Raw genomic sequence first — 13,470 nt, 5'->3', positions numbered from 1 at the left:
CGCCGGAAATGGTGGCAGGGACCGGGTTGCCCTGCTCGTCCTGCACATGGATCTGGATGTATCTCGGCCCTTCCGGTACACTCGCATATGCAGTGTTGTCAAGGTTAAATGCTTCTACTGCCACCTGGTAATTTGCGCCATTGTTCACTGGAAAGCTTGATCCCACGCGTTTAGTTTCAAACGGCTTAAGTTCGATGACTTCTTCCACAGTTCCTAAGACTCGGTAGGAGTCCATAACCGTCCATTTCAAGCCCACGACGAGGGGGATGTCACATCGGTTGTTCTGGAGTACTACTTCGGAAATCAGTTGTCTCGTAACAGGGTCAAAGTCCGTCCTTCCCACCACCACGTTTAAGTCGCCCAAACGTGGTGGAGCTCCAGATCTGTCAATCCCCCCAAACTTGAAAAGTGTCGAAGTTGCATCTGCATCGAATGTACGAGGCGAGCTTGCTATTGACGAGAGTTTGTTGAAAAGATCCGGGTTTTGATAGGTTGCCGGAAAAAGCACGTATACAGAGCAGGTGCCGGCCGCCGAGGCGGCATGCCGAAGGATATCTTCAGGCGAGCTTCCAGGGGCTATGATATTCCTATAGTAGGAAAGAGTGGGTATGTCGGTCGCGGTGCCAAGTATGACTGTCGTTGGAAAACCTCCACCGTCAATTTCACCCCCTGTAAATGCATAGACAGGAAATGTATTTTCAAAATTGCTTATTACAACATACTTTTCAGGTGTCTTTGCTATATATTGTGCCGCAAGGACATCGCTCTGCGGTAGCCACAGGGTGCCGGTTTCTATTGTATGAGCGCTAGTTATAAGGATGATAAAGAGAATAACGAGCAGGGCGCGAGATGCAAACATATCCAACACATCCCGTTTTAAGGAAGAGAAGGTTTTTCCTTCAGCCTTTGCCTTCGCGGCCCGTATATAGTCTACCACGTTTATTATACCTATTATCACCAACGGAAGTCTGAAGAGGTCTACCAGAGAGCGAAGATAGTTGCCTACGGCATGCGGGGCTGTCATGAAATTTATGTCGATATAGAAGCTCAAGAAGACTATAGCACAGATCCAGACCAAGGCGAGGTGTACTTGTCGCGGTACGATATTGTTTCTTCTCACTACTCCGTAAACAAATAGCGCCCACAACGCTACCTGGCTAAAGGCAAACCATTCGAGAGTGGTAAACCAGCTGTTGATGGGAAACGAACCTCCTACAGGCCCCAAAAAGCCGGTGTACTCCAGAAAGAAGAACATGGTATCGTTAGGGGAAGTGATCTTAAACCTTGAGCCATAGGCGTTGTCTGCCATCGGTACAAGGAGTATCATAAATACAGAAAGCAAACCAATTACTGCATAACGAGCAATGGGGGTATTAGGTATGAATGAAAAAATCCTGTCACGATTCCGAATTAGTATTGCAGCTATGCCGATGGAAATAAGTACTAGAGCAAACAGCGAGTATCCAAAGAAGCTTATTGCTGTAAATAACAGGGCAAGGTTCCTTGCCTTCCTGTTTCCATCAACAATATACCACATCCATATCAAAAGTGCGAGTAGAAAAAGCGGAAAAGACACGGTAATTTTTGCTGTAAACAGGCCGCGTGCCAATAGCGTGCTAAAAAATGAAAAGCCCAGTGCCAGAAGCAAAGGAAAATGTTCATTAGAGGAGATCTTTTTGCCCAGCCTATAAAGGATAATTTTAGAAGAGAAGAGCCAGACAAGGGGTCCTATCCAGACCCACGATTCATAGATTTTCAATTGGAAAATCTCGACAAAGAATACAGCTAGAGAGTTTGCCACGCCCCTTGCCCACCCTGTAAGCAGCGATTCCGGAAAATTCATGCCGAGTATCCGGATGGTCGGGAAGGCGGGGTCTGAAAACCGGTCTACTAGGTAATTGCTTTTCGGATCAAGTGCGTGTATCACTTCTCCCATCATGTACCAAGTGTCGCCGCCGAACTGGGTCGATACTACCAATGGGACGTAGGCCTGAAGTACAAAGCCATGGATGAGCACAACGGCAAACTTGACCTTTACGTTGAACTTGCCAACAATTGCAATCGACGTGAGGAGAGTAAGAGCAATAACCAGATAGATGTGCTCCATAGGAATCAGGCTCCATACCTTGGCAGGCAGCTCCATTTTGTAAGGGAGCAATAGAGCAATATCAGCTATCAGAACTGCCAGCGCTGTAGAAAAAAGAACTGCAGATTTTAGATCCATGACGGATATCTTGGTGAGCCATTCTCTGGCTGATAATGGAAATCTCCAAGAAGACCAGTATTTTACACCAAGGAAGGAAAGCGGGATTCCAGATGCAATCAACAGCGCAGCAATCGCTTGTGGAGGAAAATTATAAAAAATCACAAATACGGATGATACCGCGCTGAGAAAGAATAGGAACATGAGAGACCCAAGAACAACCCCCGTGGTAGATATACTGCCAAATCCATCCATCAGGAAACGCCTGTACAGAAGATGACCTGCGAGTGCGAGAAAGAAAGATCCTGCGACCATGCCTACGACTGGATTGCCAATATAAAACATATTGACAATGACCGCCGCTATTGGCAAATAGATATAGAATGCTCCCCGGGTTTTGCTATCTGGAATGTGTTCCGAGAGGGGCATCGGTCAGGGGTTTTTCCATGCTTCTCGATTTAACTCTTATGATAAGAGTGCTATTCGCGACAAAAGAGTAACATGCAGCAGGATTTGTACGAGCCTCCATGCGGAATTCCTCCAATGAGAAAGAAGCGGCCTCTCTGAAACGGGCTTGCTTGATACGAATTTGCGCTCGTGATAGCAGACGTTTTTCGCTGGACAAGAAACTGCTCAGGCCCATTACGATGAAACAGGTAAACTGGAACACAAAGCTCTGTGCTCTTTCTTTAGTTTTGAATCCTAGGTCTGCACCCGTGGCGCAGGAGTTGCACAGGAGCCTGGTTCTAGACATTGCCATACTTGCTGTTCCGGATTATAGTATAACATTTGATCAGCTCATCTATGCCCATGTCGAGACTGTATTTGGGTTTAAAGCCGGTCTTTTCCACCTTTTCATTTGAGATTATATAGTCACGCTTGTCCGGATCCTTGCCGACCTGCGATTCAACATATACAAAATTAGGCAAATGCTTCTTTATGCGCTCGCACAGCTCCAGCTTTGAGAGGTTCGCGTCGGAAAGGCCGACATTATAAGCCTCACCATTCATCTTGTCAAAGTTCTTCATGCCATGCAGAAACACCCGCGCTACGTCGCGGATGTGCAAATAGTTTCGCTTAAAGTTCCCCTCGAATACTACGACAAACCGGTCCGTCATGGCGCGGTAGACAAAGTCGTTGACGAGCAGATCCACCCTCATCCGGGGCGACGCGCCAAAGACGGTCGCAAGGCGAAAGCTGATAGAGTTGCCTGCATCGAGTATGGCGCGTTCTGCCTCCACCTTTGTTATACCGTAGACCGAGATGGGTCGGAGAGGCGTCTCTTCGGTGCAGAATTTGCCTTTTTCTCCTATGCCATAGCCAGAATTGGTGCAGGGGAAGAGGATTTTTTGGTCTTTGGACCTCAAGGAAAGCAAAAGTTTCGATGCGTCAAGATTGGTCGAGGTGGCGGCCAGCGGATCCGAGTCGCACAGTGGCGCGCCCACGAGAGCTGCGAGGTGGATCACAAAGTCCTGTCCTTTCAAGGCCTTTTTGAGAACTGCCTCGTCGCGGACGTCGCCCCTTATGACCGAAAAGTCAGGATGCGCACAGTATTCAAGCAGACTGTTCTGGCCCCACATAAACCTGTCAAGGACCGTTACCCTGTACCCCTCGTCGAGCAGCACTCTCGTCAAGATTGATCCGATATAGCCGGCGCCGCCTGTGACCAGAACACTCTTCTTCATTTCCTACATGCAAAGGAGGATGGGAATATAACAGTTATTATATATTATATACTATTATCCGCCTTCTTCAGCTACTTTTTTCAAATATCTTTCCAGAGCGACAGACTTGTTTATTGAAGCAAAGTAGATCATCACGGTTTCCCGCGCAGCTGCGCCTAACGAACACACCAGTTGCTGATCTCCCACGAGCTCTTCCAGCGCGGCAGAAAGGGCTGCATAAGTGCCATCTACCAAGAGCCCATTTTTGTGATCCTGCACCAGCTCTTCATTTGAATATCCTTTTGTCGTCACCACGCATGCGCCGCAGGCCATGTATTCCATAAGCTTGCCGGCAGGTGCATGATCCATCGGGTAGGGCCGCAGCAGCGGGTCGACGCATACGTCGCACGACGCTATGATCTTTGGTACGTCTTCGTGCTGCATGAATGGCAGCATGACGCTGGAGAAGGACGGGGACAGGGCATGGATCTCCTTGAGTTTGTCAGCGAACCTGTCCCGGCACGACCCCCAGCCCATGACCACCAGTTGCACCTGCTTTCCTTTCGCGACGAGCTCGGCGACGGCTTTTGCAAGATCCGTCAGGTAGGGGAGGTGCCACTCTTCCATCGCCCCAGAGTAAAGCACTGCAGTACCTTCCAGCGTTATAGAAAACCTGGCCCTTGTGGCTTTTCGGTCTTCCTCGCTCATCGGCTTGAACTTGGCAAGGTCCATGAGGTGGGTGCCGACGAGCTCGACAGGGCGCTGCAGCCTTTCCCGGTAAAACTTGCAAATCGAGGTATTTGTGCCGACGAGGTGTTGTTTCTCCTTGCGGAATATCCTGTAATTTATCGCTATGAACAGCCTTGCTGCGGCCTTGACTATTAGAGACTTGGCATGGAAGGCAACTAGCACTTCAAGTACAAGTCCCCTGAAAACGTAAACCACAGGGATCCTGCCCCTGTTAGCAAAGGAGATGAGACACGGGATGTACCAGCCCCCTTCGGCCACGATTATATCCGGCTTTTCGTGCCGGATTATTCCCGCCATACGACTGGCAAGCAGTGGCAGGGAGAAAAACGCCTTCATAGGATCCGGAAACATGGCATAGATCCCGTCCCCTGCTTTTCCATCCCTCCTTGCGACGATGACTGGCGTGTGCCCCAGCCTTTTAAGCTCCCTTTGAACGGAAAAGAGATCTATATTGCCTTTCCCCTCTACCGTGCTCTCATTGTAGACAAGGAGGACCTTCAATGTGTAAGGACATGCACTGGGCTGATATTATAATACCTTACCGGAACACTGAGGCAATACAATATAGGATATAATTGACAAAGTATATTTTGCTCGTATAATATGGCTAACTGGTGGGCAACATTCTGTCGTACGTGGGCTTCCTGCTCCGCGAAAGGTCGCTCAGGCCCTATTATGATTACAAGAACAGGAGTAAAAAGCTGGGCGAATTCCTTGGCAGGGATCCCACAGAGATAGATGCGGTACTCGCCGAACTTGATTCGTCGGGATTCCTGCAGGAGCTTGGAGAGAGGCTCGCGCCCTATTCCAACATAAAGACAGGCTCCATGCTGAGCCCGCTAAGAGCTCCGGTCATGTACTCGTTTATCCGGCTGTTCAAGCCCGGTATTGTGGTGGAAACGGGCGTTGCGTCTGGCGTTTCTACAGCCGTCATACTCAAAGCCATGAGCGCCAATGGCAAGGGGAGGCTCTATTCTATCGACTTGAAGGCAAGCCCAGAGACCGACCCGTTTGTGAGGCTTCCCCCCGGCAAGCAGCCAGGATGGCTTGTCCCAGACGACCTGAAGGACAGGTGGGAATTTCACGCAGGCAAATCAAGCGATATTCTGCCGGCGCTCCTGCCAAAGCTTGGCACAATAGACGTCTTCATTCATGACAGCCTCCACACGTATCAAAACATGCGTTACGAATACCACGAGGCGTACCCGTACATCAGGAGCGGAGGGGTCATGGCATCCGACGACATCACCTGGAACAACGCTTGGCCGGAAATGGTACAGGAGGTCCAGCCCATCAGGACCACTGATTTTTATGCCCTTGGCTTCATGATGAAGCGTTAGTGATGCTGTCTTCGACGAGGCCGCACAGGATATGTCCTATCAGTATATGGCATTCCTGAATGCGCTGGGTGTTATCTGATGGAACCTTTATGCAGACATCTGCAAGTGCGGCGAGTTCGCCGCCAGAAGAGCCGGTCAGGGCGGCAGTCTTGCAGCCCATCTGCTTTGCCGCCATTACTGCCCTTATCACGTTCTTTGACTTGCCGCTTGTGCTGATTCCAACAACCACGTCATTTACAAGGGCAAGGGCTCGAACCTGCCTCTCAAAGACATCCTCGTAGCTAAAGTCGTTGGCAATTGCAGTGAGTATAGAGGTATTTGTGGTGAGGGCTATGGCTGGCAGGGCGCGCCTCTCCTTTGACAGGAACTTGCCGACGAGCTCGGCGGCTATATGCTGCGAGTCGGCCGCGGACCCACCGTTGCCGCAAAACATTATCTTCCCCCCTTTCCCGATTGACGATATCATCATTTTCGCAGCTTTTTCTATCTCATATTCATGCGCCTTGAGCAGAGTTTTGGTCCTGATGCTCTCTTCTATCTCGCCGACTATGAAAGACCCCACGACTGGAATCGGGGGTGCTTATTATAAAAAGATTAAAGCTGCGATTCTGCCTGCTGCTTGAATGCCAGAAACCTCTCGGGGGTGCCGATGTCGACGAACTGGCCCTGTGTCGGGTACCCGAACACCATGCCCCTGTCCACGAGCGCAGGCAAGAGTTCCCTTTCGAACGAGAATTTTACAGGCGTGCCTTCAAACATGCCCTTTTTGACAATGTAGGCCCCTGCGCTGACAAACGCCGGACCTGCAGACACCCCCTTTTCCTCAAATCCTGTCACCTTCCAATCACCCCTCACTCTCACAGTGCCATAGTCTGAGGTGTCCTGCCGCTTTGACAGAAGCAACGTGCAATCCGATTTGCTTATGCGGTGAAATCGCTCCATGCCGGCAAGGTCAAATTTCACAAACGTGTCTCCATTGACAACTAGAAACTCGGCATCCAGAATCGGGAGGGCATTTCTTATTGCGCCCCCTGTGCCCAGCTGCTCTTTTTCCACAGAGAACTGTATGCTGTAGGGTCGGCGGTTGCTGCTATCATCGCCGGAAAAATGAGAGATGATGACATCGGCCATGTACCCGACACAGAGGACAAACTCGGATATGCCGAGCGAATGGAGCGTATCCATCTGGTATTCGATAAAAGGAACGCCTCTTACAGGAATCATTGGCTTTGGCAGACCGGGGAACATTGGCCTGATCCTCGTGCCAAGGCCGCCGGCCAAGATTGCAGCCTGCAGCTAGCTGGCCTCCTGTAGGATGATGGCGACTGCACGTGCAAGGTCGGTGCTGGCATCCAGCTTTATACCTCCCCTGCAGCCGGCCCTTGCGCCTGCCTCAAGGTCTGTGTCGCTGTCACCTATTATCCAGCAGCCGCTGATATCAAGTTTAAGGTCTTTTGCCGCCTGGAGCAAGAGGCCGGGCATGGGCTTCCTGCAGCCGCACGATTCGTCCGGCCTGTGGGGACAGACATAGATGGCATCGATCCTGCAGCCAGAGCTTTCTTCTAGCTCTCGGAGGAGCGTCGCATTTATCCTTCCCAGCATGGCTGTTGAGATTATGCCGCGGTTTACCGCTGACTGGTTTGTCACTATGACGAGCATAAAGCCATTTTGTTGCAACAGTGCAAGGTGCCTTCCTGCATCTGGTGCCACTTCTAGCTCGTCCACCGATTTGACATAATCCTCCCTTTTCCTGTTGAGGACTCCGTCACGGTCAAGGAAGACTGCCCTGTATGGCGTGGACGGCGGTGGCGGCACGGTATCGGACAGCCGCTCCTTTGCGTATAAAGGTTATTGCGGCAGGACAAAGTAAAAGTTGCTTATCGACCTCATGACATAGTTGAGCTGGTAAAGGACTACAAACGACAGGAAGGTAAGCGAAACACGTCTGTCCGGAAAACTCCTTGCTATAGAGTATGCGCCCATGCTCATCGCGATATTGACCGGCAGGATGTAGAGGAGCCTAGACTGGATTACATAATCTCCAAAGACCATCAGAGGGGCGGCCACAAAAAAGAAGGAGGCGACCAGCCTGCCTGCATCGTCTCTGAACTTTACGTTGACAAGCCATACCAGCGCAAGAATGAGGGGCACTATGCTACCCAGGCCACCTCCAAGGTACGTGCTGACGGCAAAGGTCAGGTTGCTCCATCTTGAGACGAACATGTTGCCGGAGACGGACTGCTGGACCAAGTTGCGGTCAACCTCGAACCCTCCCAGGGCGCCGCCAAATGCTATCTTGGCAAGATCCACAGCCACCGAGACCCCGACGGCCAGCGCCAAGAGCAAGACGATTTTCGTCTTGGACCTGTCTTTTCTGACGTAAAGGTAGGTCCATGCCAGGAAAAAGCCCATCGCAAGTATCAGAAACGTCCATGTATAGATATGCAGAAGAAGGATGACTACAAGGAGTAAAGCCAGAGCTGCCAGGCCCGCACGAGTTGGCGTCCTCCAGAACCTGACGACAAGCGTCAGGAATGCAAACATTACGATTATAGCGGCCCAGCTTGCCAGAAAACCTCCATACAGCCCGATGACAAAGTAGCTTGAAGTAGCGGTGAGAAAAGATATCAGGAGTGAGAGGAGCCTGTTCTTGAAAGCCTGTTCTGCAAAGCAGTATACACTGATGACTAGCAGAGGAGCGAGGATCACGGTCACCAGCTTGACAGCCATCAGTGGCTGAAGGCCAAGGGCCTGCTGGAACGCGGCCAGGGCAATTATCGTGAGGGGCCTTTCCGAATTGTCCGTGTATGCCTTTTCCACGAGCTGGACGCCAGAGAAAGGCGCAAGCGCCCCAATCCTCTGCGCATAGTCATAAAAATCGACACCAAAGGCCTGATCGGTGGGGTTTATCGAAGGCAGGAACTGCATTGCAGCCGCAAGCGACGAAAAGAGTGCTATTCCTGCCAGAATTATGACGCTGTTCTTTTCTGCCACTTGTGCGTATTTGTCAAGGTAGGCCGCTGAGACTTTTCCGGTATTTCCCCACACCCTTTTCAGCAGCGCCGCAGCGTAGCTTCGAAACGCCCTGATGAGGAACGCAAACGGGAGGAGCAGGCTAAGGTAAACCGCGGCCGATCCCAGCGCGTGGAACATTGAGGATTCTAGCTTTGCAGGAAACCAGCTCGCGTTGCCGTATATCCTGTCGGGCCATAGCGGGTAGGCTATCCACCGGGCAAGGGAGGCTGCCTCTATGGCTACCAGAACGAAAAAAAATATGACCATGACACGCTCTTTCCTGACCGATCTATGCCGCATGTAGAGCGGCCTGTATGCCGCAACAACCAGGGAAGCAAGTGACCCTAGCGCCATTGTGACCGAATAGACGGTAAGGATGAGCAGGCTGTTGTCCAGTGTAAGGTAGACGCCTATTGCAAGTGCGGAGGGGGCGCCGGCGAACAGCAGAAAAGGGCGCAGCCGCAAGACGAGAAAGAGCATCAGGACAGAGAGGGATGCAAGGATCGCATCGTCAACCAGAAAATTTCCAAAAGTCGGCTCCTGATAGTTCACATAATATACTATGCGGTAGAGCAGAGGATAATACCGTATGCTGAGAAGGGAAAGCAGGCGTGGGACGAGGACCAGTATTATTGCTGCAAGGGTTGCCTCCTCTAGCAAGACGAGCCGGTCCTTCTTCTGCTGCACGGTCACAGGTCGGTAGTGGGATACTTTACTAATTAAGCTTGACCGGTTCGAGGCTTTGTTAAATAAGTTGGCAATCGTCTGTACTTTTTTAACAGACGGTGAACTTTATTACAACTTGTACAACTAGCGACAAACCGAGCAGACCAATCGTCTTCTATACCATCGATCAAAATGTTATTTTATAATTACACCGAAGTCATTGATTATTTTGTATGATGCCGGTTTAACCATTATTGCAGAGTCTTTAAAAGCATCATTTATCATACTCGCATTATCGGAGAGAATGATCCCGCCGCTTTGTATCTTGGGATAGGCTGACTTGAACTCGAACATCATATTATCTAGCTATGCTCACTATCATGAAAGAAAATATCCAAGTATCCTAAGTCTCTTGGAATCGCAGGAAGTAGATCTTTGCTTCTACCTTTGTATAATTTCCACCTATAACGTAGATTATAAGGCACAAGGCAACCAGATTCTTTTTCGCAAACCAGATACTCCTTCCCATCAATTTGATCATTTTTGACATCATACCAAGGTGGTAAATCAATTGAAGTAAGCTGTCCTGTTCTATTTTGCTCCATCGCCTTCAAGATCACCGAAGTTGATGCACCACTTGAGACGCCAGTCTCTAGCATGATTTCTGGTCTTAATAATCTTACACTGCAATATAGTATTCTTAATCCGATAGGATTCAGCAAGGCGCCAGTGGGGTTGCCTTCTAGTCGGCCAACTAACTCCGTGATATATTTTCGAGGCCAGTCTGATTAAATTCGTTAAGAAGGTTTGCTATCTCATGTTCGCGGGCATTCAATGCTTTGGATAGCATTTTTTTCGTTGATATAATTAATGGCGCTTTTAACGTCACCGGTCTTCATGTACTTGATACCGCGTTTTATCAAGTAAGGGTTCATGTGGTAATACCTTCGCCACATATCGTGATAAAGATAAACACTACACTGTCTAGCGTTACTATCACTGATAAAGACCCTGTACAAACAGGTTCTTTACAATTGCGGTGGTGTTTGCATCGCCTGCTGGGGCAGATTCTGTTATCGCAATAGTGGCAGCCGCCTTTTGAACTACAAAGCCTTTCACATGTAGGTTGATCTTGTCAGCCTGAGTCCGTGTCTGCACTGTGTATGTCTTGACCACTGTGGTTCCTGACTTGATTTTAATAGTTATTGACTGGGCCGTTGATGTTGTCGTCGTAGTAATTTCTACGTCTGCTTCAACCAGAATGTTCTCATAACTATTAGCAGACAGGGAGTATGTAGTTATGTTTGTCTCCGCTACTGTGATAGCTTGCGACGTGGAATCTGCATTTATCTTTGCAATCTCCTGAGAGGTATTGTTCCAAGCAAGGAGCTTGTTATTTTGTCCAGTACTGCTATCTTGGAATAGAGCCGTGCCTACAGAATACTCATGAGGGTAAATGACTTTCCAGTGTGACGTGCCAGGGTCAAATAGATAGCCATACTTATGGCTCCCTTGATCGATACACGCTGCAAAGGATCCGTTATATGCTGATCCTATAACGTGGTATGCGCTATACGTGTTCGCTGCCTGAGTCGAGTTATCTTCGCTTGAGCACCCTACGAAGTAGCATGTGCTTGCAACTTGGAAGCCATCTTGCTGATTGTTGACCGCCTTGCAGTTGACAAAGGTTGTTCTAATGGTGTTTGATATAGTCCAACCTTGACCGGTGTTACCTTTGCTTATGCAATCGCTTACAAGACCTCTATTATTTAATGAAGTTCCTTCTAGCACGGTAGTTACGGCGGCCTCAATATCAATTCCTGAAATACCATTGTTACTGTCAGCCATGCAACCTACCAGAACAAAATCTTTGCAGCCTACTACTACGATGCCTTCACCAGAGGTGTTTGGTGTCCTAGTATTTGAACCTCTGCAATTAAACAGGGTAACAGGCGAACATGAATCTGCTGTTATGCAGGCTGCTTTGCAACCGTGAACCCATATATCACTTAGCCATAGTCCTAATACATACTGAAAGTTTATTGTGCCATTGCCTGCTGCTAGCGATGCGTCAACTTCTAACCTGCCAATTGATATGTTGGAGTTACTATTTGTGTACATGAGATCAAAGGCGCTATTGTATATTACATCCGTATTCACGCCACTCTTAACCTTCAGAATTGTAGTACCTATACCAGCACCGATAACGAAAGTATTGCTTGGTACTCGGAGCACCGAATCTATGATGTAGATCCCCTTCCCGATAAACACCCGACCTGTCTGATTCAGTGCTGTTTGAATTACTCTTACGTCATTAGTTCCAAAAGTACCAAAGTCAATTATGTTTCCAATAGCGTCAGTCGCCCATATGTTTGTCCCGTTTTGAAATACTTGTGCAGCATATTCTCCAGGCATTCTTGGGATTAATTCTCCAACTCTGACACGCTACATGCAACTTTAATCGTGAATTATATGAATATTACTCTATCACCGGCCGAGTTGCGTTCAACAAACTGAATTGTAATGATCTTGTTTCTAGTAGGGTCAATGCCAGTTGGTCTCTGTCAAAGTAGAAGTTTGGCGATCATGTCTCTCCCAACCTTTTTGGTAAAATCTACTCCTATTCAAAGCTCCCGGTTCGAAGAACCTTTAATTAGAGATTATCCAGCACCGGCTTGTGTGGCCATATGTTCGTCTCTATAATTATTGTAAATTATAGGGATTATGACATGACCGAGGATTGCCTGCATTCGTTGACGGCAACGACGTATCCTGATTATGAGGTGATCGTGGTCGATAACGAATCGGATCCGGATGAGCTTGAAAAGCTTGCCCGGAAATTCCCTGCCTTTCATTTTTTTGGATCCGACCAAAACCTGTACTATGCAGGCGGGAACAACCTAGGGATAAAGGAAGCCAGGGGCGACCTGATAATTCTGCTCAACAACGATACCAAGGTGACGCCGGGATGGCTGGAGCCGCTCGTCAACTTTGCACGAGAGAACCCCAAGTCCTTCTGCCAGCCGCAGATATTCTTCATGGACAGGCCAGAGGTCATCAACTCGGCTGGAAACACCATGAACGTTTTTGGATTCTCGTTCCCGCTCGGCATCGGCCAGAAGGCGGGCGGCCTGAAAGAGCCGGCGGAGGTATTCTATTGCTCTGGCGCCTGCGTGGCCGCCACGAGGGAGGCGCTTGATACCGTCGGCCTGCTTGATTCTCTCCTGTATAACTATTATGAAGATGTTAACTGGGGCTGGCGCGCTAGGCTTTTGGGCATCCGCTCCTTTGTAGTTCCGGAATCGGTTATTTATCACAAGTGGGGAGGGAGCTACAGCAACAAGCTTGGGCCGAAAAAGTTCTTTTATCTTGAGCGCGCTAGAATGGCATCCGTTCTGCGCAATTTCACGGCGCGAACGCTGGTCGTGCTGGCACCATCCCTGCTGCTGATAGACGTGGCGATGGGAATCTATTGCATCAAAAGCGGGATGTTCAGGGAAAAGCTGGCGGCCGGCATTGACGTGTGGAAGAACCTAGGCAGCATAATGAGCGAAAGGAGGCTTATCCAGTCCACGCGCAAAGTCAGCGACACGCAGATTATCCGGGCATGCAGCATGGAGATAAACCATCCTTACTTTGACTCGTCGCCGGCAGCAAAAAAGCTGCTGGATGGCCTTTCTGCAGCGTGCATGAAGCTTCTGCTGTTGCTATAACATTACGCCGTTCAGCGCCGTCTCTGACACCAGCTGGCTGGATTGTATCAGGTGCTTGTACCATTCAACGGTCTTTGTCTTGGGCGACTCTGTCAGGGTCCCGTTTTTCAACGCTTCAT

At 49.4% G+C, this 13,470-nt stretch carries 11 protein-coding genes; 2 read left to right on the top strand and 9 right to left on the bottom strand.

Annotated elements, in window-relative coordinates; all coding sequences use genetic code 11:
* From WKI84_RS06750 to WKI84_RS06740, 3 genes are all read right to left on the bottom strand, one after another.
* Nucleotides 1–2,632, bottom strand: a 2,632-nt coding sequence (locus WKI84_RS06750; protein WP_337862772.1) for a hypothetical protein, incomplete at its 3' end; no start/stop codon positions are given.
* A 317-nt stretch (nucleotides 2,633–2,949) separates the two neighbouring features.
* Nucleotides 2,950–3,888 (bottom strand): SDR family oxidoreductase, encoded by a 939-nt coding sequence (locus tag WKI84_RS06745; RefSeq protein WP_337862771.1) that lies wholly within the window; start codon nucleotides 3,886–3,888, stop codon nucleotides 2,950–2,952.
* A 54-nt stretch (nucleotides 3,889–3,942) separates the two neighbouring features.
* Complete coding sequence (locus tag WKI84_RS06740; protein WP_337862770.1) at nucleotides 3,943–5,118, bottom strand: glycosyltransferase family 4 protein; 1,176 nt, start codon at nucleotides 5,116–5,118, stop codon at nucleotides 3,943–3,945.
* A 113-nt stretch (nucleotides 5,119–5,231) separates the two neighbouring features.
* On the opposite strand from WKI84_RS06740, the gene WKI84_RS06735 reads away from it, so the two are divergent.
* Nucleotides 5,232–5,957: a class I SAM-dependent methyltransferase gene (locus tag WKI84_RS06735; protein WP_337862769.1), complete on the top strand. Its 726-nt coding sequence runs from the start codon at nucleotides 5,232–5,234 to the stop codon at nucleotides 5,955–5,957.
* Here the strand turns inward: WKI84_RS06735 and WKI84_RS06730 are convergent.
* From WKI84_RS06730 to WKI84_RS06705, 6 genes are all read right to left on the bottom strand, one after another.
* The gene (locus WKI84_RS06730; protein WP_337862768.1) at nucleotides 5,941–6,519 is read right to left on the bottom strand and encodes a D-sedoheptulose 7-phosphate isomerase; all 579 of its coding nucleotides are present in this window, start codon (nucleotides 6,517–6,519) and stop codon (nucleotides 5,941–5,943) included. The genes WKI84_RS06735 and WKI84_RS06730 overlap by 17 nt on opposite strands.
* A 32-nt stretch (nucleotides 6,520–6,551) precedes the next feature.
* The gene (locus tag WKI84_RS06725) at nucleotides 6,552–7,238 is read right to left on the bottom strand and encodes a nucleotidyltransferase family protein (RefSeq protein ID WP_337862767.1); all 687 of its coding nucleotides are present in this window, start codon (nucleotides 7,236–7,238) and stop codon (nucleotides 6,552–6,554) included.
* A 15-nt stretch (nucleotides 7,239–7,253) separates the two neighbouring features.
* Entirely contained in the window at nucleotides 7,254–7,772 is a 519-nt protein-coding gene (locus WKI84_RS06720; RefSeq protein WP_337862766.1) for an HAD family hydrolase, read from the bottom strand.
* 33 nt (nucleotides 7,773–7,805) lie between these two features.
* Entirely contained in the window at nucleotides 7,806–9,659 is a 1,854-nt protein-coding gene (locus WKI84_RS06715) for a hypothetical protein (RefSeq protein WP_337862765.1), read from the bottom strand.
* A gap of 341 nt (nucleotides 9,660–10,000) precedes the next feature.
* Nucleotides 10,001–10,297 (bottom strand): class I SAM-dependent methyltransferase, encoded by a 297-nt coding sequence (locus WKI84_RS06710; RefSeq protein WP_337862773.1) that lies wholly within the window; start codon nucleotides 10,295–10,297, stop codon nucleotides 10,001–10,003.
* Between the two features lie 337 nt (nucleotides 10,298–10,634).
* The gene (locus WKI84_RS06705; RefSeq protein WP_337862764.1) at nucleotides 10,635–12,053 is read right to left on the bottom strand and encodes a hypothetical protein; all 1,419 of its coding nucleotides are present in this window, start codon (nucleotides 12,051–12,053) and stop codon (nucleotides 10,635–10,637) included.
* Between the two features lie 272 nt (nucleotides 12,054–12,325).
* Between WKI84_RS06705 and WKI84_RS06700 the strand changes: the two genes are divergently transcribed.
* The gene (locus WKI84_RS06700; RefSeq protein WP_337862763.1) at nucleotides 12,326–13,351 is read left to right on the top strand and encodes a glycosyltransferase family 2 protein; all 1,026 of its coding nucleotides are present in this window, start codon (nucleotides 12,326–12,328) and stop codon (nucleotides 13,349–13,351) included.
* Nucleotides 13,352–13,470 lie beyond the last annotated feature (119 nt).

It is taken from the genome of Nitrososphaera sp. (assembly GCF_037447015.1).
Classification (GTDB): Archaea; Thermoproteota; Nitrososphaeria; order Nitrososphaerales; family Nitrososphaeraceae; genus Nitrososphaera.
The sequence above is the reverse complement of the archived record's forward strand: the minus strand, read 5'-3'. Positions and strand labels throughout refer to the sequence as shown.

Bases quoted from the DNA above. Each gene is read 5' to 3' on its own strand.
- WKI84_RS06745 (WP_337862771.1), bottom strand. From the start codon at position 3,888: ATGAAGAAGAGTGTTCTGGTCACAGGCGGCGCCGGCTATATCGGATCA.
- WKI84_RS06710 (WP_337862773.1), bottom strand. From the start codon at position 10,297: ATGCTAGAGACTGGCGTCTCAAGTGGTGCATCAACTTCGGTGATCTTG.
- WKI84_RS06705 (WP_337862764.1), bottom strand. From the start codon at position 12,053: ATGCCTGGAGAATATGCTGCACAAGTATTTCAAAACGGGACAAACATA.
- WKI84_RS06700 (WP_337862763.1), top strand. From the start codon at position 12,326: ATGTTCGTCTCTATAATTATTGTAAATTATAGGGATTATGACATGACC.